21 protein-coding genes are annotated in these 23,671 nt (G+C 64.0%); 13 read left to right on the top strand and 8 right to left on the bottom strand.

Going from position 1 to position 23,671, the window contains the following annotated elements:
• Nucleotides 1-81 precede the first annotated feature (81 nt).
• Nucleotides 82-1,764 (top strand): long-chain-fatty-acid--CoA ligase, encoded by a 1,683-nt coding sequence (locus QPK29_RS22430; RefSeq protein ID WP_371771379.1) that lies wholly within the window; start codon nucleotides 82-84, stop codon nucleotides 1,762-1,764.
• A 113-nt stretch (nucleotides 1,765-1,877) separates the two neighbouring features.
• Complete coding sequence (locus tag QPK29_RS22425; RefSeq protein ID WP_056329698.1) at nucleotides 1,878-3,557, top strand: long-chain-fatty-acid--CoA ligase; 1,680 nt, start codon at nucleotides 1,878-1,880, stop codon at nucleotides 3,555-3,557.
• A gap of 128 nt (nucleotides 3,558-3,685) precedes the next feature.
• Here the strand turns inward: QPK29_RS22425 and QPK29_RS22420 are convergent, their stop codons facing one another.
• Both QPK29_RS22420 and QPK29_RS22415 read right to left on the bottom strand, forming a co-directional pair.
• On the bottom strand, nucleotides 3,686-5,263 hold the full coding sequence (locus tag QPK29_RS22420) for an alkaline phosphatase D family protein (RefSeq protein ID WP_371771378.1): 1,578 nt from the start codon (nucleotides 5,261-5,263) through the stop codon (nucleotides 3,686-3,688).
• A gap of 10 nt (nucleotides 5,264-5,273) precedes the next feature.
• Entirely contained in the window at nucleotides 5,274-5,708 is a 435-nt protein-coding gene (locus tag QPK29_RS22415) for an acyl-CoA thioesterase (RefSeq protein WP_056123699.1), read from the bottom strand.
• 62 nt (nucleotides 5,709-5,770) lie between these two features.
• Here QPK29_RS22415 and QPK29_RS22410 point away from each other — a divergent pair, with 62 nt between their 5' ends.
• Nucleotides 5,771-7,618: an ABCB family ABC transporter ATP-binding protein/permease gene (locus QPK29_RS22410; protein WP_056123702.1), complete on the top strand. Its 1,848-nt coding sequence runs from the start codon at nucleotides 5,771-5,773 to the stop codon at nucleotides 7,616-7,618.
• Nucleotides 7,619-7,630: 12 nt separating this feature from the next.
• The gene (locus QPK29_RS22405) at nucleotides 7,631-8,503 is read left to right on the top strand and encodes a Kdo hydroxylase family protein (protein ID WP_371771377.1); all 873 of its coding nucleotides are present in this window, start codon (nucleotides 7,631-7,633) and stop codon (nucleotides 8,501-8,503) included.
• Nucleotides 8,504-8,553: 50 nt separating this feature from the next.
• On the opposite strand, the gene QPK29_RS22400 is transcribed toward QPK29_RS22405, so the two are convergent.
• Nucleotides 8,554-9,630: a type II asparaginase gene (locus QPK29_RS22400; protein ID WP_056123708.1), complete on the bottom strand. Its 1,077-nt coding sequence runs from the start codon at nucleotides 9,628-9,630 to the stop codon at nucleotides 8,554-8,556.
• A gap of 74 nt (nucleotides 9,631-9,704) precedes the next feature.
• Nucleotides 9,705-10,976 (bottom strand): dicarboxylate/amino acid:cation symporter, encoded by a 1,272-nt coding sequence (locus QPK29_RS22395; protein ID WP_371771376.1) that lies wholly within the window; start codon nucleotides 10,974-10,976, stop codon nucleotides 9,705-9,707.
• A gap of 193 nt (nucleotides 10,977-11,169) precedes the next feature.
• On the opposite strand from QPK29_RS22395, the gene QPK29_RS22390 reads away from it, so the two are divergent.
• On the top strand, nucleotides 11,170-11,895 hold the full coding sequence (locus tag QPK29_RS22390) for an amino acid ABC transporter ATP-binding protein (RefSeq protein WP_371771375.1): 726 nt from the start codon (nucleotides 11,170-11,172) through the stop codon (nucleotides 11,893-11,895).
• An 86-nt stretch (nucleotides 11,896-11,981) separates the two neighbouring features.
• Here QPK29_RS22390 and QPK29_RS22385 read toward each other — a convergent pair whose 3' ends face one another.
• Nucleotides 11,982-12,719, bottom strand: coding sequence for a sulfite exporter TauE/SafE family protein (locus tag QPK29_RS22385; RefSeq protein WP_371771374.1), 738 nt, complete (start codon nucleotides 12,717-12,719; stop codon nucleotides 11,982-11,984).
• Between the two features lie 156 nt (nucleotides 12,720-12,875).
• The gene (locus QPK29_RS22380; protein ID WP_371771373.1) at nucleotides 12,876-14,543 is read right to left on the bottom strand and encodes a hypothetical protein; all 1,668 of its coding nucleotides are present in this window, start codon (nucleotides 14,541-14,543) and stop codon (nucleotides 12,876-12,878) included.
• 171 nt (nucleotides 14,544-14,714) lie between these two features.
• Between QPK29_RS22380 and pyrC the strand changes: the two genes are divergently transcribed.
• The 6 genes from pyrC to QPK29_RS22350 all read left to right on the top strand — a co-directional run bounded on the left by pyrC (nucleotide 14,715) and on the right by QPK29_RS22350 (nucleotide 19,141).
• Nucleotides 14,715-15,764: a dihydroorotase gene (pyrC, locus tag QPK29_RS22375; RefSeq protein ID WP_056123717.1), complete on the top strand. Its 1,050-nt coding sequence runs from the start codon at nucleotides 14,715-14,717 to the stop codon at nucleotides 15,762-15,764.
• Nucleotides 15,765-15,768: 4 nt separating this feature from the next.
• Entirely contained in the window at nucleotides 15,769-16,584 is an 816-nt protein-coding gene (locus QPK29_RS22370; RefSeq protein WP_371771372.1) for a DUF3025 domain-containing protein, read from the top strand.
• Nucleotides 16,574-17,593 carry a Gfo/Idh/MocA family protein gene (locus QPK29_RS22365; RefSeq protein WP_371771371.1) on the top strand — a complete coding sequence of 340 codons (1,020 nt, stop codon included), beginning with the start codon at nucleotides 16,574-16,576 and terminating at the stop codon, nucleotides 17,591-17,593. Before QPK29_RS22370 ends, QPK29_RS22365 begins: the two co-directional genes overlap by 11 nt.
• The gene (locus tag QPK29_RS22360) at nucleotides 17,590-17,964 is read left to right on the top strand and encodes a YggL 50S ribosome-binding family protein (RefSeq protein ID WP_056329720.1); all 375 of its coding nucleotides are present in this window, start codon (nucleotides 17,590-17,592) and stop codon (nucleotides 17,962-17,964) included. The genes QPK29_RS22365 and QPK29_RS22360 overlap by 4 nt, the downstream gene beginning before the upstream one ends.
• Nucleotides 17,965-18,103: 139 nt before the next feature.
• Nucleotides 18,104-18,472, top strand: a complete 369-nt coding sequence (locus tag QPK29_RS22355) for a hypothetical protein (RefSeq protein ID WP_371771370.1) — start codon at nucleotides 18,104-18,106, stop codon at nucleotides 18,470-18,472.
• A gap of 216 nt (nucleotides 18,473-18,688) precedes the next feature.
• A complete protein-coding gene (locus tag QPK29_RS22350; protein WP_200948941.1) occupies nucleotides 18,689-19,141 on the top strand; it encodes a hypothetical protein in 453 nt (150 codons plus the stop codon).
• Between the two features lie 42 nt (nucleotides 19,142-19,183).
• Here QPK29_RS22350 and QPK29_RS22345 read toward each other — a convergent pair whose 3' ends face one another.
• Nucleotides 19,184-20,161, bottom strand: coding sequence for a GlxA family transcriptional regulator (locus tag QPK29_RS22345; RefSeq protein ID WP_371771369.1), 978 nt, complete (start codon nucleotides 20,159-20,161; stop codon nucleotides 19,184-19,186).
• A gap of 94 nt (nucleotides 20,162-20,255) precedes the next feature.
• Between QPK29_RS22345 and QPK29_RS22340 the strand changes: the two genes are divergently transcribed.
• Together QPK29_RS22340 and QPK29_RS22335 are read left to right on the top strand one after the other, a co-directional pair.
• Nucleotides 20,256-20,924 (top strand): DJ-1/PfpI family protein, encoded by a 669-nt coding sequence (locus QPK29_RS22340; protein ID WP_371771368.1) that lies wholly within the window; start codon nucleotides 20,256-20,258, stop codon nucleotides 20,922-20,924.
• A 124-nt stretch (nucleotides 20,925-21,048) separates the two neighbouring features.
• The gene (locus QPK29_RS22335; protein ID WP_056123737.1) at nucleotides 21,049-21,309 is read left to right on the top strand and encodes a hypothetical protein; all 261 of its coding nucleotides are present in this window, start codon (nucleotides 21,049-21,051) and stop codon (nucleotides 21,307-21,309) included.
• Between the two features lie 133 nt (nucleotides 21,310-21,442).
• Here the strand turns inward: QPK29_RS22335 and recG are convergent, their stop codons facing one another.
• The gene (gene recG / locus QPK29_RS22330) at nucleotides 21,443-23,527 is read right to left on the bottom strand and encodes an ATP-dependent DNA helicase RecG (RefSeq protein WP_056123741.1); all 2,085 of its coding nucleotides are present in this window, start codon (nucleotides 23,525-23,527) and stop codon (nucleotides 21,443-21,445) included.
• Between the last annotated feature and the right edge of the window lie 144 nt (nucleotides 23,528-23,671).

The following is a 23,671-nucleotide window of genomic DNA, read 5'->3' as shown; positions in this document are numbered from 1 at the left end:
TGTTTAATAATATCAGCACGACCGTGCGATTTTTTTTGGGCCGCGCTCAGAACGATAACGATACTGGAGACAGAGGCACCGATGGACAAGATTTGGCTCAAGGCTTACCCGCCCGGCGTGCCGGCGGAAATCGATCCCGACCAGTATGGTTCGCTGGTGCAAATGCTGGAGGAATCGTTCCGCAAGTATGCGGCGAACAACGCGTACGTCTGCATGGACAAGTTCCTCACCTACGGGGAACTGGACAATATGTCGAAGCGCCTGGCGGCCTGGCTGCAGAGCCGCGGGATGAAGCCGGGGGCGCGCGTGGCGGTGATGATGCCGAACGTGCTGCAGTATCCGGTGGCGCTGGCCGCCATCCTGCGCGCGGGCTATACGGTCGTCAACGTCAATCCACTGTACACGCCGCGCGAGCTGGAACACCAGCTGAAGGATTCGGGCAGCGAAGCCATCATCGTGCTCGAGAACTTCGCGCACACGGTCGAGCAGGTATTGAGTAAAACCCTGGTGCGCCACGTCGTCGTGGCCAGCATGGGCGAGCTGCTGGGCGGTGCCAAGGGCATGCTCGTCAACTTCGTCGTACGCACCGTCAAGAAGATGGTGCCGGACTTTACGATCCCGCACATGGTGCGCTTCAAGGACGCGCTGGCGCAGGGCGCCAGGATGCCGTTCCAGCCGGCGCAGCTGAAGAATTCCGACGTCGCCTTCCTGCAGTACACGGGCGGCACGACGGGCGTGTCGAAGGGTGCGACGCTCACGCACCGCAACGTCATCGCCAACATCCTGCAGACGGAGGCGTGGTCGAAGCCGGCGATGAGCCAGCCGCCGCTCGTCGAATTCCCGACCATCGTGTGCGCACTGCCGCTGTACCACATCTTCGCGCTGACGGCGTGCGCGCTGTGGGGCATGCGCGTGGGCGCGCTGAACATCCTGATCCCGAACCCGCGCGACATCCCGGGCTTCATCAGGGAACTCAAGAAGTACCGCATCAACATGCTGCCCGCGGTGAACACCTTGTACAACGCGCTGGTGAACCACCCCGATTTCAAGGACGTCGACTTCAGCGCGCTGAAGGTTTCCAACGGCGGTGGCATGGCCGTGCAGCAGGCCGTCAACGACAAGTGGAAGTCGCTCACGGGCACCAACATCATCGAGGGCTACGGCCTGTCGGAGACGTCGCCCGTGGCCACGTGCAACCGCTGCGACGTCCCCGGCTTCACCGGCACGATCGGCCTGCCGGTGCCGTCGACGGACATCGCCATCGTCGACGACGACGGCCGCCCGCTGCCGGTGGGCAGCATCGGCGAGATCGCGATCCGCGGTCCGCAGGTGATGGCGGGTTACTGGAACCGTCCGGACGAGACGGCGAAGGTCATGACGGCGGACGGCTTCTTCAAGTCGGGCGACGTCGGCATCATGGACGACAACGGGTACGTGAAGATCGTCGACCGCAAGAAGGACATGATCCTCGTGTCGGGCTTCAACGTGTACCCGAACGAACTGGAAGCGGTGATCGCGGCGCATCCGGGCGTGCTGGAATGCGCGGTGGTCGGCGTGCCGGACGAGCATTCCGGCGAGGCCGTGAAGGTGTTCGTCGTGCGCAAGGATGCGAGCCTGACGGCCGAGCAGCTGATGGACTACTGCAAGCGCGAATTCACCGGCTACAAGAGGCCCAAGTACATCGAATTCCGCACCGAGCTGCCGAAGACGAACGTCGGCAAGATCCTGCGCCGCGCGCTGCGCGAGGAAAAGCAGGCGGCGTAAAAGACCGAGACGCAAAACAACGTCGTCCCTGCGAAGGCAGGGGCGACGAGCCGCCGCCGGCGGCTTTTTTTGCGCATACGATTTATATGATTGAGAACTAGCGAGGCAATGACATGGACAAATTCTGGCTGAAGTCGTACGAGGCGGGCGTGCCTGCGGAAATCGACTGGACGCAGTACCGCTCCCTCACGCACCTGCTGGAGGATTCCTTCCGCAAGTACGCCAACCGCGACGCCTTTGCGTGCATGGGCAAGTCCATGACGTTCGCGGAGCTGGACAGGCTGTCCGGCGCGATGGCCGCGTGGCTGCAGCAGAAGGGCCTGGCGCCGGGCGCGCGCGTGGCGATCATGCTGCCGAACGTGCTGCAGTATCCGGTGGCGATGGCCGCCATCCTGCGCGCCGGCTACACCATCGTCAACGTCAACCCGCTGTACACGGCGCGCGAGCTGCAGCACCAGCTGAACGATTCGGGCGCGGAGGCCATCGTCGTGCTGGAGAACTTCGCGCACACCGTCGCCGAAGTCGCGCACAACACGAAGCTCAAGCACGTCATCGTCGCCACCATGGGCGACCTGCTGGGCGTGAAGGGCCTGCTCGTCAACTTCGTCGTCCGCACCGTCAAGAAGATGGTGCCGGCATGGTCGCTGCCGTCCGCCGTGCCGTTCAAGCGCATGCTGGCCGAAGGCGCGCGCCTGTCGCGCAAGCCGGTCGAGTGCGGCCATGAAGACGTCGCCTTCCTGCAGTACACGGGCGGCACGACGGGCGTGTCGAAGGGCGCGGTGCTGAAGCACAGGAACGTGATCGCCAACGTGCTGCAGAACGAAGCGTGGTTCGCGCCGACCCTGGCCAAGATCCCGGCCGGCGAGACGCCGCTGTTCGTGTGCGCGCTGCCGCTGTACCACATCTATGCGCTGACCGTGTGCGCCCTGATGGGCCTGCGCGCGGGCGGCACGAACCTCCTGATCCCGAACCCGCGCGACATCGGCGGCTTCATCAAGGAGCTCAAGAAATACCGCATGCACGTCTTCCCGGCCGTGAACACGCTGTACAACGGCCTGCTGAACCATCCGGAGTTCGCGAGCCTGGATTTCTCGGGCCTGAAGGTGTGCCCGGGCGGCGGCATGGCCGTGCAGAAGGCCGTCGCCGACAAATGGCTCGCGGTGACGGGCGCGCCGATCGTCGAAGGCTACGGCCTGTCGGAGACGTCGCCGGTGGTCGCCGCCAACCGTTGCGACATCACCGAATTCACGGGCACCATCGGCTTTGCGCTGCCGTCGACGGAGCTGCGCATCATCGACGAATCCGACAACGAAGTCCCGTTCGGCACGGCCGGCGAGATCGCCGTGCGCGGCCCGCAGGTGATGGCCGGCTACTGGCAGCGTCCGGACGAGACGGCGAAGGTCATGACGGCGGACGGCTTCTTCAAGACCGGCGACATCGGCGTGATGAACGCCACCGGCGCCGTGAAGATCGTCGACCGCAAGAAGGACATGATCCTCGTCTCGGGCTTCAACGTGTACCCGAACGAAGTGGAAGACGTCGTCGCCTCGCATCCGGGCGTGCTGGAAGTGGCGTGCGTGGGCGTGCCGGACCAGCATTCGGGCGAGGCCGTCAAGCTGTACGTCGTCAAGAAGGACAAGACGCTGACCAAGGACGACCTGCTGGCCTTCTGCAAGGAACAGCTGACGGGCTACAAGCGGCCGAAGTACGTCGAGTTCCGCGACAGCCTGCCCAAGACGAACGTCGGCAAGATCCTGCGGCGCGAGCTGCGGGATGAGAAGCAGACGGCGTAATCGACACACGCGACCGCAAAACCGTCGCCCCCGCGCAGGCGGGGCCCAGGTATTAAGCGTTTCGACTGCGCGTGCGAATTGGATCCCCGCCTCCGCGGGGACGACGTGCTCAGGCCGCGGGCCGGTTGCTAGATCGACGTGATCTCCACCCCAGGCTTTCCATCCTCGACCCGGAAGGCCGCCAGCTCCCGCTGGACGGTCTTCGGATCGCGCACCTCGTCCAGCCCCATGAAATGCGTGCGCGTCTCGCCGGGGGTAATCTCCATCAGCATGTACCCCCGCTTGTCGCTGCGCCCGTACCGGAGGTGCGGGTTCATCGCCACGTATTGCGACGTGCGCAGCTGCGGGCGCGAATTCGACGTGACCGACGTGCCGACGAATTCCGTCGCGACGACTGGATTCGCGGTCGACACGGGCCGGTTGAAATCGCGCCGCAGCTCCGTCGCGTAGAACGTGTGCACGTCGCCGCCCAGCACGAGCGGGTTCGCGGCGCGCGTGTCCACGAGCGTGTCGAGCAGGCGCCGGCGCGCGGCCGGATAACCATCCCAGCCATCCGTCCAGAAGCGGCCGCCGTCCTGCGGCGTGACGGGGATTTGCGACGACTGCGCCATCAAGGTCTGCTGCGCGAGGATGTTCCAGCGCGCCTTCGATGATGCCAGCCCCGTCTTCAGCCATGCTTCCTGCTCGGGCCCGAGCATGCTGCGGCGTGGATCGAGCAGGGCAGGGCAGGCGCGCGGCGTCACGGAATTCGAGCCGCCGATGCCCGGATGCGAGCACGCTTCCCACGCGCGGTACTGGCGGTCGTCCAGCACGTGGAAGCGCGCGAGGCGTCCCCAGTCGTAGCGCTGGAACATGCGCACGCTCGCATAGCTCCTCGGTGGCGGCAGCCGCAGCGGCATATGTTCGTAAAAAGCCTGGTAGGCGGCCGCGCGGCGCTGTATGAATTGCGGCGACAGGCGCTCGTCGCGGTCCGCCGCGTAGTCGTTCGCGACCTCGTGGTCGTCCCACGTGACGATCCACGGCGCGATCAGGTGCGCGGCCTGCAGGTCCGGGTCCGTCTTGTATTGCGCGTAGCGGCGGCGGTAGTCGGCCAGCGTGAACGACTCGTCCTGTCGCACGATCCGCACGCCCGGCGCTGGATGCTGCAGTCGGTACGCGCCCCATTCGTAGATGTAATCGCCGAGGAAGGCGACGAGGTCCGGGTTCGCCTGCGCGAGGTAGCGGTGCGCCGCATAGCTGCCGAACTCCCAGTGCTGGCACGATGCGACGGCGAGTTTCAGGCGGGCCGGCATGCTGTCCGGCGCCGGCGCCGTGCGTGTGCGGCCGACGGGGCTGACGGCGTCGCCCAGCATGAAGCGGTACCAGTACCAGCGTCCCGGTTCCAGGCCGCGCACGTCCACGCGCACGCTGTGCGCCAGTTCCGGTGTCGCGACGGCGGTGCCCTGCGCGGCGATCTTGCGGAAGGCGCCGTCGTGCGCCACTTCCCAGCGCAAGGTGAGGGCGAGCGGCGGCGTCCTGGTCGCGTCGAGCGGATCGGGTGCGACGCGCGTCCACAGGATCACGGAATCGGGCAGGGGTTCGCCCGACGCGACGCCGAGGCTGAACGGATAGCCGGCCGCGTTCGATGGTTTGGCGAGCAGCAGCGACGACGATGCCGCTGCGAGCCGCGCGGCGTTCAGCAGGAACAGGCGGCGCGGCCAGGTCATCGATTGATGCTTATTGCGCGATCAGCGATTCGAGCGGCGGCAACTGGCGCGGCTTGCGGTCCGGGCCCGTGGCGACATAGGTCAGCGTCGCTTCCGTCACCTTGACGACGTCCGTCTGCAGGCGGTTGCGCTCCGCATAGACCTCGACGTAGACGGTGATCGACGTATTGCCGACCTTGACGATGTCGGCGTAGAACGACAGCAGGTCGCCGACGAACACGGGATTCTTGAACACGAAGGAATTCACGGCGATGGTGGCAACGCGGCCGTTCGCACGGCGCACGGCCGGCAGCGAGCCGGCCACGTCGACCTGGGCCATGATCCAGCCGCCGAACACGTCCCCGTAGACGTTGGCATCGGACGGGGCGGGCATCATCCGCAGCACGGGCATCTTTCCTTCAGGCAGGCGGGTGATGGACGGGGTGGTATTTTCGGGCTGGGTCATCTTGAATTTTCGGTAGAAGCTACAATCGTCTTGAATTGAACCATAAATCGACAAGCCCCGCCATGCGACGCTCTTCTCCGAACTCCCTGCCGCCCCAGCCCGATCCGAACGCGAAACGGAACGACTGGGCCACGATCGGCACCTTGCTGCCCTATTTATGGGTCTATAAATGGCGCGTGCTGGCCGCACTGATCTGCCTCGTCGGCGCCAAGATGGCCAACGTGGGCGTGCCGCTCGTGCTGAAAAAGCTCATCGACGCGCTGACGATCAGCCCGACCGATCCGCACGCGCTGCTCGTGCTGCCGCTCGGCGCGCTGGTCGCGTACGGCGCACTGCGTTTTTCGACCACGCTGTTCACCGAGCTGCGCGAATTTTTATTCGCGCGCGTGACGCAGCGCGCCGTGCGCACGATCGCGCTGAAAGTGTTCCGGCACCTGCATGCGCTGTCGCTGCGCTTCCACCTGAACCGCCAGACGGGCGGCATGACGCGCGACATCGAGCGCGGCACGCGCGGCGTCAGCTCGCTCGTGTCGTACTCACTGTTCTCGATCCTGCCGACGCTGGTCGAGATCACGCTGGTGCTGGGCTACCTCGGCACGCATTACGACGCCTGGTTCGCGGGCATCACCGCGATCGCGCTCGTCACTTACATCACGTTCACCGTCACCGTGACGGAATGGCGCACGCACTTCCGCCGCACGATGAACGAGCTGGATTCGAAGGCGAACACGAAGGCCATCGATTCGCTGATCAACTACGAGACGGTGAAATACTTCGGCAACGAGGACTACGAGGCGAAGCGCTACGACGAAGGTCTGCAGAAGTACGAGCAGGCCGCCGTGCGCTCGCAGACGTCGCTGTCGTTCCTGAACACGGGCCAGTCGCTGATCATCGCGGCGGCCGTCACGGCGATCCTGTGGCGCGCGACGCAGGGCGTGATCGACAAGACGATGACCCTGGGCGACCTCGTGCTCGTGAACTCGTTCATGATCCAGCTGTACATCCCGTTGAACTTCCTCGGCGTGATCTACCGCGAGATCAAGCAGAGTCTCGCGGACATGGAGCGGTTGTTCGGCCTCCTCGAGCAGAACCGCGAAGTGGCCGATTCGCCCGATGCGAAGCCGCTGGTCACGCACGGAGCCAAGGTCGAGTTCTCGCACGTGGAATTCAGCTACGACCCGAAACGGCAAATCCTGTTCGACGTCGACTTCACGATCCCGCCCGGCACGACGACGGCCGTCGTGGGCCACAGCGGTTCGGGCAAGTCGACCTTGTCGCGCCTGCTGTTCCGCTTTTACGACGTGCAGCAGGGCGCCATCCGCATCGACGGGCAAGACGTGAAGAACGTGACCCAGGATTCGCTGCGCCACGCGATCGGCATCGTCCCGCAGGACACGGTGCTGTTCAACGACACCATCGAATACAACATCGCCTACGGCCGTCCGGGCGCGAGCCGCGCGGACATCGTGGCGGCGGCGCGCGCGGCGTCGATCCACGACTTCATCGAAACCCTGCCGGACGGCTATGCGACAATGGTGGGCGAACGCGGCCTCAAACTGTCGGGCGGCGAGAAGCAGCGGGTGGCCATCGCGCGCACCCTGCTGAAGAATCCCGCGATCCTGATCTTCGACGAGGCCACGTCGGCGCTCGATTCGAAGTCGGAGCAGGCGATCCAGGCGCAGCTGAAGGAAATCGCGAAGCAGAGAACGACGCTCGTCATCGCGCACCGCCTGTCGACCATCGCGGACGCCCACCAGATCCTCGTGCTCGACCACGGCCGCATCGTCGAACGGGGCACGCATGCCGCGCTGATCGCGGCGGATGGCCTGTACAGGCAGATGTGGGACCGCCAGCAGGCAAGGCAGGACGAGGATCTCGCCTCACCGCCGGTCGAAGTGGTACAAGATTAAGGATTGAACAGGATGGAAAAACAGATCGTCGAGATCGACATGGCCGACGTCGGCCACGGCAACCCGGCCTGGATCGCCGCGCTGGAAGCGGGCAAGGTGCTGTACTTCCCGAACTTCGCGCAGCACGGCTTCGCGCCGCAGAAGGAAGAGCTGGCGCTGTTCCGCGAAGACATCCGCGACCCCAAGATCCGCAACATCAGCCTGTCCACGAGCGGCGACCTGAAAGGCGTCGTCGGCGACGATGCGACGAAGGCGCTGATGGCCGGGATGATCGGGCGCTTCCGCGCCGAGTCGGAAGGCCTGCTCGCGAACCTGGTGCCGCGCTACGGCGAACACCTGCGCCGCGGCGCGACGAGCTTCCGGCCGTCGGTGGTGGAAAACCGCGTGCAGTCGTGGCGCGCCGACGATCGCCGCATGCACGTGGACTCGTTCCCGTCGCGCCCCAACTACGGCGAGCGCCTGCTGCGCGTGTTCACCAACGTGAACCTGGAAGGCGAGCCGCGCGTGTGGCGCGTGGGCGAACCGTTCGAGGACGTCGCGCGCCGCTTCCTGCCGAAGGTCAAACCGTATTCGGCATGGCAGGCGAAGGTGCTGAACGCGCTGCACGTGACGAAGTCGCTGCGCAGCGAATACGACCACATCATGCTGCAGCTGCACGATGCGATGAAGTCCGACCTCGATTACCAGAAGAACGCGCCGCAGGTCACCTTCGACTTCCCGCCGGGCTGCGCGTGGGTGTGCTTCTCGGACCAGACGTCGCACGCCGTGATGGCGGGGCAGTACATGATGGAGCACACGCTGCAGCTGTCGCCCATGCACCAGTACGACAAGGAAGCGAGTCCGTTGGCGATTCTCACACGGATGCAGGGGCATGCGCTGGTGTGACTAATGAAAAACGGCCGCGCGATGCGGCCGTTTTGTCGTTGGGACGTCGATCAGTACGTGTAGAACATCCGCTGAATCTCCTTGGTGCTGTTCGTCTTCGTGAGCGCCAGCATCAGCAGGATGCGTGCCTTCTGCGGATTCAAGGTATCGGCCACGACGAAGTCCAGCTGGTCGTCATTCGCTTCGCCATTGCGCGCCACGATGCCCTGGCCCACGCGGCTCGCGCGCACGATGATCACGCCTTTTTCGCGTGCGGCGGACAGCGCCGGGCGCACCTTGTTCGGCAGGCTGCCGTCACCGACACCCGCGTGGATCAGGCCCTTGGCGCCGGCGGCGACCAGCGCGTTGACGGCGGTCGGGCCCACGTTCGCGTAGGTGTAGGCGATGTCGACCTGCGGCAGCGCCGACAGGTTGCTCACGTCGAATTCCGTGTCGACCGTGTGCTTGCGGGTCGAGGCGCGGTAGAAGTGCGCCTTGTTGCCCACCACGTAGCCCAGCAGGCCCAGTTCCGTTGCCTTGAAGGTGTCGGTGGTCGTCGTGTTGGTCTTGCTGACGTCGCGCGCGGCGTTGATCTGGTCGTTCAGCACGACGAGCACGCCCTTGCCGACGGCGTCGGGACTGCCGGCCGTCAGCACGGCGTTGTACAGGTTGATCGGGCCGTCGGCCGAGATCGCGGTCGACGGACGCATCGCGCCCACCACCACGACCGGCTTCTTGCTCTTCACGACGAGGTCGAGGAAGTAGGCGGTTTCCTCGATCGTGTCGGTGCCGTGCGTGATGACGATGCCGTCCACGTCAGGCTTGGCCAGCAGCGTGTTGACGCGCTTCGCCAGCGTGAGCCAGTGCTCGTTGCTCATGTTTTCGCTGGCGATCTGGAACACCTGTTCGCCGGTCACGTTGGCGACCTGCTTCAGTTCCGGGACGGCCTTGATCAGGTCATCGACGCCGACCTTGGCGGCCGTGTAGCCGACCGTCGTCGTGCTGGTGGCGCCGGTGCCGGCGATCGTGCCGCCGGTGGCGAGGATCACCACGTTGGGCAGGCGGGCCGCCGTCTGGGCTTGCGCGGATGCGGCCAGCAGCGTCATGAGGCACAGTGCGAACCACGTGCGTACAAGTTTTAAGAACATACGATCTCCTTTTTTAACAATTTTTGGAAGGCAAAAAAAAGGCTCCTTGGGAGGAGCCTGGTTCGGGGTGCCGGTCAGCGCAAGGGCGCTGTGGCGATATCCTTGTCGGCAAGCGCAGGATCGGTGAGATCCCCCTCCCACTTCGCGACGACCGCGGTGGCGATGCCGTTGCCGATCACGTTCGTGGCCGAGCGGCCCATGTCGAGGAAGTGGTCGATACCGAGCAGCAGCAGCAGGCCGGCTTCGGGAATATGAAACTGGTTCAGCGTGGCGGCGATGACGACGAGCGACGCGCGCGGCACGCCGGCCATGCCCTTCGACGTCAGCATCAGCACGAGCATCATGGTCATCTGCGTGGACAGCGCCAGCTCGATGCCGTAGGCCTGGGCGATGAAGACGGAGGCGAAGGTGCAGTACATCATCGAGCCGTCCAGGTTGAACGAGTAACCGATCGGCAGCACGAACGCGGCCAGGCGATTCTTGACGCCGAAGCGCTCCAGGCCTTCCAGCGTCTTCGGATACGCGGCCTCCGACGAGGCGCAGGTGAACGCGAGGATGGTCGGTTCGCGCAGCAGGCCGAGGAGCTTGAACAGGCGCGGGCCGACGAACAACACGCCGATCGCGATCAGGATGCACCACAGCAGCGCGATGCCGAGGTAGAACTCGCCCATGAACTTGCCGTAGGTGCCGAGCACGCCGACACCGCTCGTGGCGACGACGCCCGCGACGGCCGCGAACACGGCGAACGGCGCGAAGTTCATCACATAGCCCGTCACTTTCAGCATGACGTGCGCGGCGCCGTCGATGGCGGCGATCATCGGCGCGGCGCGATCGCCGACGGCGGCGGCGCCGGTGCCGAAGAAGATCGAGAAGATCACGATCTGCAGGATCTCGTTCCTGGCCATGCCGTCGAAGATCGACGTCGGCACGAGGTGGGTGATGAAGTCCTTCAGCGTGAGGCCGGAAGCGGTGATGCCCGACGAGGCGCCGGCCGCCGGCAGGGTTCCGGACAACGCCATCGCGTCGCCCGGGCGGAACATGTTCACGAGGATGAGACCCAGCGTGAGCGACAGGAGGGAAGCGATGATGAACCAGCCCAGCGCCTTGATGCCGATGCGGCCGACTTCCGCGGCGTCGCCCATCTTGGCGATGCCCACCACCAGCGTGGAGAACACGAGCGGTGCGATGATCATCTTGATCAGGCGGAGAAACAGGGTCGTGACCAGCGACATCGTGTCGGCGAAGCCCTTGGGATCGGCGAGATTCGTGTGCGCGATGTAGCCGGCGGCGATGCCGAGCGCCAGGCCCACGAGGATCCAGGTGGTGAGGCGGTTTCTTTTGTTCATAAGCTTCCTCTAGGGTGGCGGATGGCGGAGCAGGGGAGATCGTCCGTCCTGTTCCGCTGCCGTGGCACAATCTCGTGCAAGATCAGGGAGTTGCCGGGTGCCTGGTGCTGCGATATTGACAAGTCCCGGCAGTATCCTAGGCGTTGATGGTACTGTCAAGCACGCCCGGGACAACGAAAAGACGACAATACAGATGATCGAAATCGACAACGTCAGCAAGTGGTACGGCCCTGTCCAGGTTCTGCGCGACTGCACGACACGCGTCGCGCGCGGCGACGTGGTGGTCGTGTGCGGGCCGTCCGGTTCCGGCAAGTCGACGCTCATCAAGACCGTCAACGGCCTGGAGGCCTTCCAGCAGGGGACGATCAGGGTGGACGGCACGTCCGTCGGCGACCCGGCCACGCGCCTGCCGGCGCTGCGCGCGCGCATCGGCATGGTGTTCCAGAATTTCGAGCTGTTCCCGCACCTGTCCGTCCGCGACAACCTGACGCTCGCGCAGGTCAAGGTGCTCAAACGTTCGCGCGACCAGGCCACGGCGAACGGCCTCGAATACCTGGACCGCGTGGGCCTGCTGGCGCACCAGGACAAATTCCCTGCCCAGCTCTCGGGCGGCCAGCAGCAGCGCGTTGCGATCGCGCGGGCGCTCGCGATGGACCCCGTCGCGATGCTGTTCGACGAGCCCACGTCCGCGCTCGATCCGGAAATGGTGGGCGAAGTGCTGGACGTGATGACGGGCCTGGCGCAGGACGGCATGACGATGATGGTCGTGACGCACGAGATGGGATTTGCGCGCCGCGTGGCGGACCGTGTCGTGTTCATGGACGAGGGGCGGATCGTCGAGGACAGCGCCGGGGAGGCGTTTTTCGAGGCGCCGCAGTCGGCACGGGCGCGGGAGTTCCTGGCCCGGATCATTCACTAGACCGTCGTCCTCGCGAAAGCGGGGACCCATACTGAGCTGACCAGGGATGCTCAACATGGGTTCCCGCCTGCGCGGGAACGACGTGGCTAGAGGTTACGCAATACTAAACTGACCCCACCGGTGATCAGCACCACCCACACCGCCTGCTTGATCCGCTCCGCCGGCAGCCACTGGTGCAACCGGTTGCCGACATACAGCCCGCCGAGCGCGAACGGCAGCAGCACGGCGGCCAGCAGCGGCAGCGCCGGCTGGTTGTACAGGCCCGCGCCTGTAAACAGCACGAGGCGCGAGATGGCGCTGAAGAACAGCACGCCGCTGAGGGTGGCGCGCAAGGCCAGCTTGTCGTCCAGGCGGCTCGTGAGGAAGATCGTGTAGAACGGCCCGCCGGTGCCGAACAGCGCCGTGAAGATGCCGCCCACGACGCCGAACGGCACTGCCCACGCGGGCGCAAACGGCGGCAGCTTGCGGCGCGCGAACAGGCTCCAGGCCGAATAGCCCAGGATGAACAGGCCGAGCACGACCAGCAGGGTGCGCTCGGGCGCGCGCACGAGCGCGAGCACGCCGACGGCCATCCCGACCGCCATGAACGGGATGAGGCGCAGCGCTTCGCGCTTGTCGATGTGGCGGCGGTTCTTCACGCCCAGCAGCACGTTCGAGACAAAGTCGAAGATGAGCATCAGCGGCACCGCCATGCGCAGCGGCATGAAGAACACCAGCAGCGGCATCGCCGTCACGGACGAGCCGAACCCGGTCAGGCCCAGCACCGTGTAACCGAACACGATGATGAGCGCCAGCTGGGCGAGCGTGAGCAGATCGAACGTCATGCCACGATTCTAGCCCTAATGGGTGATTTCGTTCTGTATTGCAATGTATCGTGCGCATCCACAATGCGGCTCGAAAGACTAAGTGAACAGACCTAAAACGTTAAGCAGGCGTGCTTTAATACGCCGGCACACAACAAAGTAGTCGCCGCACGGTTTTTATTTTGCCAATGCAGCAAGTTCATCTTTGTATGCAAGAATCGGTGTGTAAAGTCGATGGAATGCTCTTCCAATAGCACCAGAAAAAAGGTGCATTTTTGGATTGGCCGTTCCACCGTGTATTATGTGTGAAATAGCTATTCCGGGATACGGGTCAATGTAGTAGATGTTCTTAATGCCAAGCTGGTACGCTTTTTTCGCGCAAAGTTCACAAGGGCTAGCAGTTGTGAACAATATCCCGCCCTCTACACCGCGTCCTCCGCCATATTTGGAAATCTGCAGAAAAGCATTTTCTTCAGCATGCAAAGAGCGCGTGTGTACTTGATTAGGCTTTTTGGTTAACGAATTATATTCACCCTTAAAGCAATAGGAGATATTTCGCCCGGTCGACTTGATTGGAATGTATTTTTCGTTGTTAGATTTAATTTGTGCAATGAATCCAGAATCTTTTCTTTCATACTCACTGTAAGCTTTTTGGTCAAAACCTTCAAGCAGGTCGGTTCTATTTCTGAGGCTACATGGAGTATGGCCTTTTGGCACATCGTTCCAGCCAATAGCTTGCACAGAAAAATTTTCATCTGTTACCGCAGCGCCGACTTGGCGAGAAATGCACCCAGAATTAAGTTTCGCTGTGTACGCTAATTGCATACAGCGTTCGACGGCTGTTGGTGTAACTAAGCCAGGATGTTTCATTAACGAAACAAATCGAATCAATTGATTTGCTAAGGTTTTAAATTCCGATACTTTGTTCGCCTCATCTGGGTTGCTCACATAAATATCTGCTCTTTGCAGACAAGCCTGGATGTCTTGCACAGAAAAAGCTGCAGCGTCGTTCCAGTCACGAGCTTTGTACTCTTCATTGTCAATCGATTCAACATCGTTTGTTGCATAACCTTGTTTAAATAAGCGTTGTTTTCGCTGATCATCAGGGGTCGATACCGCGACCAAATAAAAGGCGGCATAGCGATCTTGGAAGAAAATGGCTTCCAAAGGACTCCGGATTGCATCAATAATAATTAAAGTGCTTTGTCCCTGATCCTTATTGGTACGGATGATCAATTTGATCATCTGGTTTACTCTTTCTGCCAACGTAAAAAATTGCCCTTCGATTAAATCTGATTTGAAGGGATGGCCAGATATGCGTAGATTCTTTCCAACGATTTGGTAAAGTTTTACGAACGCACTTTCTCCGAGTAATTGCTTTAACGTGTCTGAGTCTTTCGGTAGGGCATGGACGTAATAATTTGCTTTTTGTCTGTCATCATTGCTTTGAATAAACGAATCAATTTGATCTTTTATTTCTCGAATTTCTGATTCTATTTTTTCAAAGTCAACGCTTTCTCCGCTAAGCCATTGTCTAAGTTGCTGTAGCAGCTCCTCAATCGGTTGTTCCAACAAAAACAACGTTATTACTGAACGAACTTGAATAAGCTGGAACGGGCGCCAAGTTTTTTCAAAGTGTTGGCGTACAATCCTGTCCTTGCGTTCCTCATTGCTATCTGGGCAATCACCATTGTAAAGTGAGTGCCTAATTTCATCTTTTGACGAGCAAAGGATTTTTGCCACCGTTGAGCAGCCACTCCCAGTGCGACCTGTGAGTCCTAAAATGATTAGGTCATCATCTTTACGATAAATAGTGTCGATTGCCGAGCGAATATAAGTATTCATAATATAGTGATTAAAAATATAATGATATCCTGCCTGTCTATTTTCTATTAGTCAACTAATATTGCTGCCGGGGCGGCCAGTCTCGCTGCGAAGGTTGCAGGGCCGTTGGTATGTGTATGTAGAGTGAGTGGGTGGAGGTAAAATGTCGGGGTTCGCAATCCGAGAGCCGCCATGTCCATCATCGAATCCCCCGACACCCTCACCATCACCCGCCCCGACGACTGGCACCTGCACCTGCGCGACGGCGCGGCCATGGCCAGCGTGCTGCCGCACAGCGCGCGCCAGTTCGCCCGCGCCATCGTCATGCCGAACCTGAAGCCGCCCGTCACGACGGCCGCGCTGGCCGCCGAATACCGTGCGCGCATCCTGGCCGCGCTGCCGCAAGGCATGTCGTTCGAGCCGCTGATGACGTTGTATCTCACTGATAACACCGAACCGGACGAGATCCGCCGCGCGCGCGACACCGGCTTCATCCACGGCGTGAAGCTGTACCCGGCCGGCGCCACGACGAATTCCGCCGCCGGCGTGACCGACCTGCGCAAGTGCTATAAAACACTGGAAGTGATGCAGGAACTGGACATGCCGCTGCTGACGCACGGCGAAGTCACGGACCAGCACATCGACCTGTTCGACCGCGAAGCCGTGTTCATCGAGCGCGTGATGCGCCCGCTGCGCAAGGATTTCCCGGAACTGCCGATCGTGTTCGAGCACATCACGACAAAGGACGCGGCCGAGTACGTGGCCGAGGCCGAAGGCCCGATCGCCGCGACGATCACCGCGCACCACCTGCTGTACAACCGCAACGAGATCTTCAAGGGCGGCATCCGCCCGCATTACTACTGCCTGCCCGTGCTGAAGCGCGAAGAACACCGCCTGGCGCTGATGACGGCTGCGACGAGCGGCGACGAGCGCTTCTTCCTCGGCACCGACTCCGCGCCGCACGCCATCCACACGAAGGAAGCCAGCTGCGGCTGCGCCGGCTGCTACACCGCGTTGCACGCGATGGAACTGTACGCCACCGCCTTCGAACAGGCCGGCGCGCTGGATAAACTGGAAGCGTTCGCGAGCCTGAACGGCCCGGCCTTCTACGGCCTGCCGGTGAACGAGGGCACGATCACCCTGAAGCGCGAGGCGTGGAGCCTGCCGGCGACGGTGCCGATGGGCGAGCAGGAACTCGTCCCGCTGAACGCGGGCGAACAGATCGGCTGGAAGATGCTGTAACGGGATGTTCCCCGAGATCGACTGGACGCGGCCGTGGTACGACACGGTCCGTCCCGCTTTCGACAGTCTGCCCGCCGGGCCGTTCATCGATGGGTTCAACGCGAACGCGGCGCGGCTCGGCCTCGTCAACGTGGACGGCCAGCCGATCCGCTTCGTGCCCCAGGCCGACCTGCCGGAGGGCGTGGCGTACGAAGCCTACATCGGCGCCACGGGATGCGTGCCCACGCGCGCGAACCTGCACGATTTTTTCAACGGCCTCGTGTGGCAGACCTTCCCGCGCATCAAGCGGGAACTGAACGCGCTGCAAGCCGCGCAGATCGCGCAGGCGGGCGTCGGCAAGTCGCGCGGACCGGCGCGCGACGCCGCCACCATTTTTGACGAGAACGCGGCGCTGCTCGTCGTGCGCACTGACGCCGCCGGCCACGCGCTCGTCGACGACTTGCGCGCACACCAGTGGCGTTCGGCCCTGTTCGACAAGCGGACCATGTTCGGACGCGATGCGGAACTGTGGCTGTTCGGGCACGCGCTGATGGAAAAGCTCGTCGCGCCGCGCAAGGCGATCACGGCCCATGTGCGCGTCGTGTTCGCCTGCGACGATTTTTTTGCACTCGACCGCGAGGGACGCCGCGACTGGATCGATGGCGCGGTGTCCAAGACGATAGCGGCCGAGGGCCTGTCCACGGCCGGCTTCACCCCGCTGCCCGTGCTGGGCGTGCCGGGCTGGTGGCCGGACCAGGACGAAGCCTTTTATCTCGACCACACCGTGTTCCGGCCCAAAAGGCCGGCCAGCACTACTGAAGGAGGACACCATGACCGATAAGGTACGTTGGGGCATCCTTGGCACGGGCAAGATTGCCAAGGCCTTTGCCTCCGCATTGAAAGACACGCCGGACGCGCAGCTCGCCGGCGTCGGCTCGCGCAACCTGGCCAGCGCCGATTGGTTCACCCGCGAGTTCGGCGGGACGGCGTACGCATCGTACGAAGACCTCGTGCATGCGCCCGACGTGGACCTCGTCTACGTCGGCACGCCGCACCCCATGCATTACGAGAACGTGCGCCTCGCGCTGGAAGCCGGCAAGGGCGTCCTGTGCGAAAAGGCGTTCACGGTGAATCGCCGGCAGGCCGAGGAACTCGTGCAACTCGCGCGCGACAAGAATCTGTTCCTGATGGAGGCGATGTGGACGCGCTTCCTGCCCGCGCTGGCCGAGGTGCGCCGCATCGTCGACTCGGGCGAGATCGGCACCGTGCGCCAGGTGAACGCGGACCTCGGCTTCAAGGCCGAATTCGGACCGGAACACCGTTTGTTCAACCCGGTACTGGGCGGCGGCGCGCTGCTCGACCTGGGCATCTATCCGCTGTCGATCGCCGTGGCGCTGCTGGGGCCCGTGGACACCGTGCTGGCCCATGCCGACATCGGCCCGACCGGCGTCGACGAGCAGATGGGCATCCTGCTGCGCCACGGCGGCGGCGGCATGTCCGTGTGCAGCTGCTCGCTTCGGGCGCGCCTGCCGAGCGAGCTGACGATTGCCGGCGAACGTGGCCACGTCCGCATGAACACGATGTTCTACCGCACGCAGACGGTGACGGTGGTGCGCGCCGACGGCATCGCGCGTACCGTGCCCACGCCGTACATCGGCAACGGCTACGTGCACGAAGTCATCGAGGCGCAGCGCTGCTGGCGCGCGGGCCTGATCGAGAGTCCCGGCATGACGCATGCGGACACGCTGGCGCTGATGGGCGTGATGGACGAGATCCGGCGCCAGATCGGCCTGACCTATGACGCCGATTCGACACAACTGAGCAGCACACCACCCAAGGAGAATGAATGAAACGCGATCCCCGCTCGACCAGCCGCATGCGGCGCCTGAATCCCCGCCAGCGCAAGAAGCTGCGCGTCGGCGAATTCCAGGAACACTGCTTCGACGTCGAACTCGTCTTCCACAACCCGATGCGCGGCGAGCCGTATCACGACTTCATCAACGACTTCTTCGGCGCGCTGGAAGAACGCGGCCTGCTGGGCGGCGGCTTCGGCGGCCGCGAGCCGTTCAGCGAGACGGAAGGCGTCGTCGCCCGCATCGAGCGCGGCTCGCCGTCGGAAGAAGACCGCGAGGCCGTGATCGCGTGGCTGCGTGCGCGGCCGGAAGTGGTCGACGCGCGCGCCAAGGATTTCAAGGACGCGTGGCACGGTTACGGCTTTTAAATGGTCGAGTTGTAAGGATGTGTCAGCGCGGTAACGGATTGTAAAGCCCGTCAACAGGCGGGCAGGCCGCGCCGTTTTAGGGACAAGTGCAGCGCAAAACGACCTGCACCGACCCCAAAAACTCTGAGGACCCTTCATCATGAAAAAGACCATTGCTACCCTGATCGCCGGCCTGTTCGCAACCGCTGCCTTCGCCCAGGCGCCCGCGCCTGCCGCCACCACGCCGGCCGCGGCCAAGGTCGAAGCCAAGCAGGAGAAGCAGGAGAAGCAGGATGCCAAGGCTGAAGTGAAGGAAACCAAGGCCGCCGCGAAAGCCGACGTCAAGGAAGCGAAGAAAGAAGCCAAGGCCGACGTGAAGGAAGCCAAGGCCGATGCCAAGGCCAACGTGAAGGAAGCCAAGGCCGACGTGAAGGAAGCGAAGGCGGAAGCCAAGCATGCGAAGGCCGAGCACAAGGCTGAAGTGAAAGCCGAGCACAAAGCGACGACCGTCGCCGCCGTAACCAAGTAACCGGTTCGTTACGCCGTCAAGAAGCCCGCGCGATGCGGGCTTTTTCGTTATTGCAGGCTGCGCCAAAAAGCAATAATCGTTGCACGTCCTGTAAGCATCTGTCAGGCACGTAACCGATTGTAAAGTTCGTCAACAGACGGACAGGCGGGCTCGTTGATGGGAGAAGTCACACACAACGATGTGCACATTGACCGACAACCGAGAGGACCCTTCATCATGAAAAAAACCATCGCTACCCTGATCGCCGGCCTGTTCGCCACCGCAGCTTTCGCCCAGGCACCTGCTCCCAAGCAAGCAGTGCTGGTCAACAACGCCGATGTGAAGGCAACGAAGACGGAGACGAAGGCAGCGCAAGCCGACGTGAAGGAAGCGCACGCCGATGCGAAGACGGCGAAGACCCATGCCAAAGAAGCAAAGGCCAGCGCCAAGCATGCGAAAGCCAAGACGAAGCATGCCGTGAAAGAAGACACGGCCGCCACGACGGCACCGGCTGAAGCGGCAACTCCAGCCACCCCGGCCGCTCCGGCAATGGGCAGCTCGGGTACCGCGGGCACGTCGGATTCCTCGGCGACCCCGGCCACTCCGGCCACGCCGGCCACCCCGGCTGATCCTGCCACGCCGGCGACCCCCGCACCGGAAGCCGCACCTGCTGCACCGGTCACCCAGTAACTCTGCAGCTCTCCTCACGAAGCCCGCGCGATGCGGGCTTTTTTATTCCGCGTGTTCTGCGTGCATCGCACGGAACAGCCCCGGACTGACGCCGAACCGGCGCGCGAATGCTTTCGACAACTGGCCCGCCGTCGCATACCCGGTTTGCGTGGCCACCGTCTTCAGCGCCATCGATGTCTGCAGCAGCGTGCGCGCATGGTCGAGGCGCAGCGTCTCGACGAAGCGTGCCGGCGTCTCGCCCAGCGCGTCCGTGAAGCGGCGGTGGAAGGTGCGCGGCGACATGCCCGCGCGCTCCGCCAGGCTGGCCACGTCGAGTTCTCCGTCCAGGTGCGTGCGGATCCAGTCGACGAGACGCGCGAACGGGCTGTCCGCCTTTTCCTGCGCCGCCAGCACGGTGCTGAACTGCGACTGGTAGCCGGGCCGGCGCGCATACAGCACGAGCCGGCGCGCGATCGCGTTGGCGACGGCGTCGCCCAGGTCGCGCGCGACGAGCGCCAGGCACATGTCGATGCCGGTGGTGACGCCGGCCGACGTCCACACGCGGCCGTCCTCCACGTACAGCGCATTCGCATCGACGTCGACGGCGGGATGCCTGCGCCCGAGGATGTCCGTCGCTTCCCAATGCGTGGCGACGCGCTTGCCGTCCAGCAGGCCGCATGCGGCCAGCGCGAAGGCGCCCGTGCACACGGACCCGTAGCGGCGCGCGCGGGCGCAGGCGCGCTGCAGCCACGCTTGCGCGTCCCGGTCCTGCGCGAGCGCCTGCAGGCTGCGGCGGCTGGAGCCGGCGACCAGCACCGTGTCCATCGCGCCCGGCTTCACGCTGGCCAGCGGCCTGGTGACGACGGCGAGGCCGCAGTTGCTCGTCACGGGGCCGCCTTGCGGCGACAGGATGTGCACGCGATAAAACGCGTGGCCGGCGGCGTCGTTGGCGGCGCCGAACACGGCGGCGGGGCCGGTAACGTCGAGCACCTGGACGTCGTCGAACGTGATCAGCGCAACCTGGCGTGATGATGAGGGCATGGCAGGAATCGACACAAGTTTGACATTGCTGCCAATGCTAGCCGCTTTCTAGAATGGGGTCATCCTTCATCCTTCATCCATAACGGAGCCCGACATGAACATCGGATTTTTGCTGTTCCCCCGCGTGACCCAGCTCGACCTGACCGGTCCCGCCCAGATCCTGAGCCGCGTCCCCGGCGCCCAGGTACACCTCGTGTGGAAGACGCGCGATCCGGTGCCGACCGACGTCGGCTTCACGATCAACCCGACCACGGTCTTCGCCGACTGTCCGCCGCTGGACGTGCTGTGCGTGCCGGGCGGCTTCGGCATCGAAGACCTGTTCGGCGATGCCGACACGCTGGCCTTCCTGCGCCGCCAGGGAGAGAGCGCGCGCTATGTCACGTCCGTGTGCAACGGCTCGCTCGTGCTGGGCGCGGCCGGGCTGCTCGACGGCTACCGCTCCGCATGCCACTGGATCTGGTTGCCGTTCCTGACGCGCTTCGGCGCCGTGCCTGTCGCGCAGCGGATCGTGCGCGACCGTAACCGGATCTCGGGCGGCGGCGTGACGGCGGGGATCGACTTCGGCCTCGCGCTCGCGGCCGAACTGGCCGGCGACGACGCCGCGCGCATGATCCAGCTGGCGCTCGAATACGATCCGCAGCCGCCGTTCGATGCCGGCTCGCCGCAGGGCGCCGGCGCCGAACTCGTGGCGCGCTACCGCGAGATGGTGGCGCCGCGGCTGGCGCGGGTCGAGGCGGCGCTGGCGCAAACGGCCGGGCTGTAAGAGATTGTCAGGCGCGTAAGCATTTGTAAATCGCGTCAACAGGGGAGCGTCCCCGGCCGTTTTCAGACACAAGCGACGCGCAAACGTGGTCGCAGAAACCCAAAACTACCGAGGACTCTTCATCATGAAAAAAATCGTCGCCACCCTGATCGCCGGCCTGTTCGCTACCGCTGCTTTCGCCCAGACCCCGGCTCCGGCCCAGACGACCACGCCGGATTCGGCCACGCCGCCGGCCGTCGCCAAGGCCGAAGCGACGCACGAGAAGCAGGAAGCGAAAAAGACCACGAAGCACGTGAAGAAGGCCAAGCACGCGAAGAAAGCGGCGACCAAGGAAACCGCGAAGGATGCGGCGGCCGATACGACGGCGCCGGCTGCAACCAAATAAGCATGTACCGGCGGGGGCTCAAGTTTGCGCACCGGCCGCGCACGCAAACTTGGATCCCCGCCTGCGCGGGGATGACGTTTTGAGGTCGCGGGGCCGACGTTGAGGTCGTGGGGCCGACGTTTTGGTGCCAGGTTCAGACCTTGAGGAATTCCTCGCGCCCACCCAGCCACCGCTGCAGGTGCGCATCCACGATGGCCTCGGCTTCCGGCCGATCCGACTCCAGCAGCCACGCCGCCACGTCGCGCGCCTGCTCGACGATCCACTGGTCCGTCTCCAGGTTCGCGAAACGCAGCATCGCCTGGCCCGACTGGCGCGCGCCGAGGAATTCGCCGGGGCCGCGGATTTCCAGGTCGCGCCGCGCGATCTCGAAGCCGTCCGTCGTCTCGCGCATCGTCATCAGGCGCTGTTTCGCCACGGGCCCCAGCGGGCTCTGATACAGCAGCAGGCACACGCTCGCGGCCGAACCCCGGCCCACGCGGCCGCGCAACTGGTGCAGCTGCGACAGGCCGAAGCGCTCGGCGTGCTCGATCACCATCAGTGATGCATTGGGCACGTCCACGCCCACCTCGATCACCGTCGTCGCCACGAGCACGTGCACCTCGCCCGCGGAAAACGCGTCCATGATCACCTGCTTTTCCGCCGGCTTCATGCGGCCGTGCACGAGGCCGACGACGAGGTCGGGCAGGGCTTGCGCGAGCGTCTCGTAGGTCTCGGTGGCCGTCTGCAGCTGCAGCGCTTCCGATTCCTCGATCAGCGGGCAGACCCAGTACGCCTGCCGGCCTTCCTGCGCGGCCGCGTGCACGCGCTCGATCACTTCGTCGCGCCGGTTCTGGTCGATGGCGCGCGTGACGATGGGCGTGCGGCCCGGCGGGAGTTCGTCGATGACGGAGACTTCCAGGTCGGCGTAGTACGTCATCGCCAGCGTGCGCGGGATCGGCGTCGCCGACATCATCAACTGGTGCGGGACGAGGCCGTCGGACCCCTTGTTGCGCAGGGTGAGGCGCTGGCCGACGCCGAAGCGGTGCTGTTCGTCGACGAGCACGAGGCCCAGCTTCGCGAACTGCACGGTGTCCTGGATCAGGGCGTGCGTGCCGATCACGAGCTGCGCTTCGCCCGATTCCGTCATCTCGCTGGCCGCCGTCTTCTCCTTCTTTTTCAGGCTGCCCGTCAGCCACGCGACCTTCACGCCCAGCGGTTCCATCCACGCGGCGATCTTGCGGAAGTGCTGCTCGGCCAGGATCTCCGTCGGCGCCATCAGCGCGGCCTGGTAGCCGCTGTCGATGGCCTGCGCGGCGGCGAGGGCCGCGACGACGGTCTTGCCGCTGCCGACGTCGCCCTGCAGCAGGCGCTGCATCGGGTAATCCTCGCGCAGGTCGCGGCGGATCTCTTCGACCACGCGCTGCTGCGCATTGGTCAGCTTGAACGGCAGGGCTTCCAGGAACGACGCGGACAACGCGCCGACCGCGCCGAGCACAGGCGCCCCTTTTTCGCGGCGTGCCTGCTGCGCGCGTTTCAGCGACAGCTGCTGCGCGAGCAGTTCGTCGAACTTCACGCGCGTCCACGCGGGGTGGCTGCGTTCCGTCAGCGCGTGCTCGTCGACGTCCGGCGGCGGGTAGTGCAGCAGGCGCACGGCAGGCTGGAACTCGGCCAGGTTCAGCTTTTCGCGCACGGCGCGCGGCACGGTGTCGGTCCAGTCCACGCGCTTCATCGCGTCGGCGATCGCGCGCCGCAATATCGTCTGCGACAGGCCTTCGCCGGCCGGGTACACGGGCGTGAGGGCGTTGGGGAGCGGGGCGCCCTCGTTGACGATTTTATAAACCGGATGGACCATCTCGGCGCCGAAGAAGCCATGCCGGACCTCGCTGCGGGCGCGCACGCGCGTGCCCTCGGCCAGCTGTTTCACCTGGCTGCCGTAGAAATTCATGAAGCGCAACTGGATGTCGGACGTCTCGTCGGCGATGGTCACGAGCAGCTGGCGCCGCGGTTTATAGGCGATCTCGTTCTTCGTGACGACGCCTTCGACCTGCGACACGTGGCCGCCGCGCAGGGAGGCTTCGCGGATGGGGACGATCTGCGTCTCGTCCTCGTAGCGCATCGGCAGGTGCAGGACGAGGTCCATGTCCGTGCGCAGGCCGAGCTTGGCGAGCTTGCTCTCGATGCTTTTCGGTGCTTGTTTGGCTGCGGCTTTGGCCGCCGGTTTGGCGTTCGTGGCTGGCATGGCGGTTCGTTGGCGCGTGTTGTCGGCTTATCAGGATTTGGGCATAACGGTTATGGCCTGCGCCCGCCGGCCGGAATCCGGGTGTAAAATAATGGGTTCGCCGCACGCTGTAGCCCATATTGTAAGGCGGCTCGACGAGTTTTT

Source organism: Massilia orientalis, from assembly GCF_030411975.2.
In the GTDB taxonomy this organism is placed as follows: domain Bacteria; phylum Pseudomonadota; class Gammaproteobacteria; order Burkholderiales; family Burkholderiaceae_D; genus Telluria; species Telluria orientalis.
Note: the sequence above shows the minus strand (reverse complement) of the source record. Positions and strands in the feature narration are given on the sequence as shown.

Bases quoted from the DNA above. Each gene is read 5' to 3' on its own strand.
- QPK29_RS22430 (WP_371771379.1), top strand. From the start codon at position 82: ATGGACAAGATTTGGCTCAAGGCTTACCCGCCCGGCGTGCCGGCGGAA.
- QPK29_RS22425 (WP_056329698.1), top strand. From the start codon at position 1,878: ATGGACAAATTCTGGCTGAAGTCGTACGAGGCGGGCGTGCCTGCGGAA.
- QPK29_RS22420 (WP_371771378.1), bottom strand. From the start codon at position 5,263: ATGACCTGGCCGCGCCGCCTGTTCCTGCTGAACGCCGCGCGGCTCGCA.
- QPK29_RS22415 (WP_056123699.1), bottom strand. From the start codon at position 5,708: ATGACCCAGCCCGAAAATACCACCCCGTCCATCACCCGCCTGCCTGAA.
- QPK29_RS22410 (WP_056123702.1), top strand. From the start codon at position 5,771: ATGCGACGCTCTTCTCCGAACTCCCTGCCGCCCCAGCCCGATCCGAAC.
- QPK29_RS22405 (WP_371771377.1), top strand. From the start codon at position 7,631: ATGGAAAAACAGATCGTCGAGATCGACATGGCCGACGTCGGCCACGGC.
- QPK29_RS22400 (WP_056123708.1), bottom strand. From the start codon at position 9,630: ATGTTCTTAAAACTTGTACGCACGTGGTTCGCACTGTGCCTCATGACG.
- QPK29_RS22395 (WP_371771376.1), bottom strand. From the start codon at position 10,976: ATGAACAAAAGAAACCGCCTCACCACCTGGATCCTCGTGGGCCTGGCG.
- QPK29_RS22390 (WP_371771375.1), top strand. From the start codon at position 11,170: ATGATCGAAATCGACAACGTCAGCAAGTGGTACGGCCCTGTCCAGGTT.
- QPK29_RS22385 (WP_371771374.1), bottom strand. From the start codon at position 12,719: ATGACGTTCGATCTGCTCACGCTCGCCCAGCTGGCGCTCATCATCGTG.
- QPK29_RS22380 (WP_371771373.1), bottom strand. From the start codon at position 14,543: ATGAATACTTATATTCGCTCGGCAATCGACACTATTTATCGTAAAGAT.
- pyrC (WP_056123717.1), top strand. From the start codon at position 14,715: ATGTCCATCATCGAATCCCCCGACACCCTCACCATCACCCGCCCCGAC.
- QPK29_RS22370 (WP_371771372.1), top strand. From the start codon at position 15,769: ATGTTCCCCGAGATCGACTGGACGCGGCCGTGGTACGACACGGTCCGT.
- QPK29_RS22365 (WP_371771371.1), top strand. From the start codon at position 16,574: ATGACCGATAAGGTACGTTGGGGCATCCTTGGCACGGGCAAGATTGCC.
- QPK29_RS22360 (WP_056329720.1), top strand. From the start codon at position 17,590: ATGAAACGCGATCCCCGCTCGACCAGCCGCATGCGGCGCCTGAATCCC.
- QPK29_RS22355 (WP_371771370.1), top strand. From the start codon at position 18,104: ATGAAAAAGACCATTGCTACCCTGATCGCCGGCCTGTTCGCAACCGCT.
- QPK29_RS22350 (WP_200948941.1), top strand. From the start codon at position 18,689: ATGAAAAAAACCATCGCTACCCTGATCGCCGGCCTGTTCGCCACCGCA.
- QPK29_RS22345 (WP_371771369.1), bottom strand. From the start codon at position 20,161: ATGCCCTCATCATCACGCCAGGTTGCGCTGATCACGTTCGACGACGTC.
- QPK29_RS22340 (WP_371771368.1), top strand. From the start codon at position 20,256: ATGAACATCGGATTTTTGCTGTTCCCCCGCGTGACCCAGCTCGACCTG.
- QPK29_RS22335 (WP_056123737.1), top strand. From the start codon at position 21,049: ATGAAAAAAATCGTCGCCACCCTGATCGCCGGCCTGTTCGCTACCGCT.
- recG (WP_056123741.1), bottom strand. From the start codon at position 23,527: ATGCCAGCCACGAACGCCAAACCGGCGGCCAAAGCCGCAGCCAAACAA.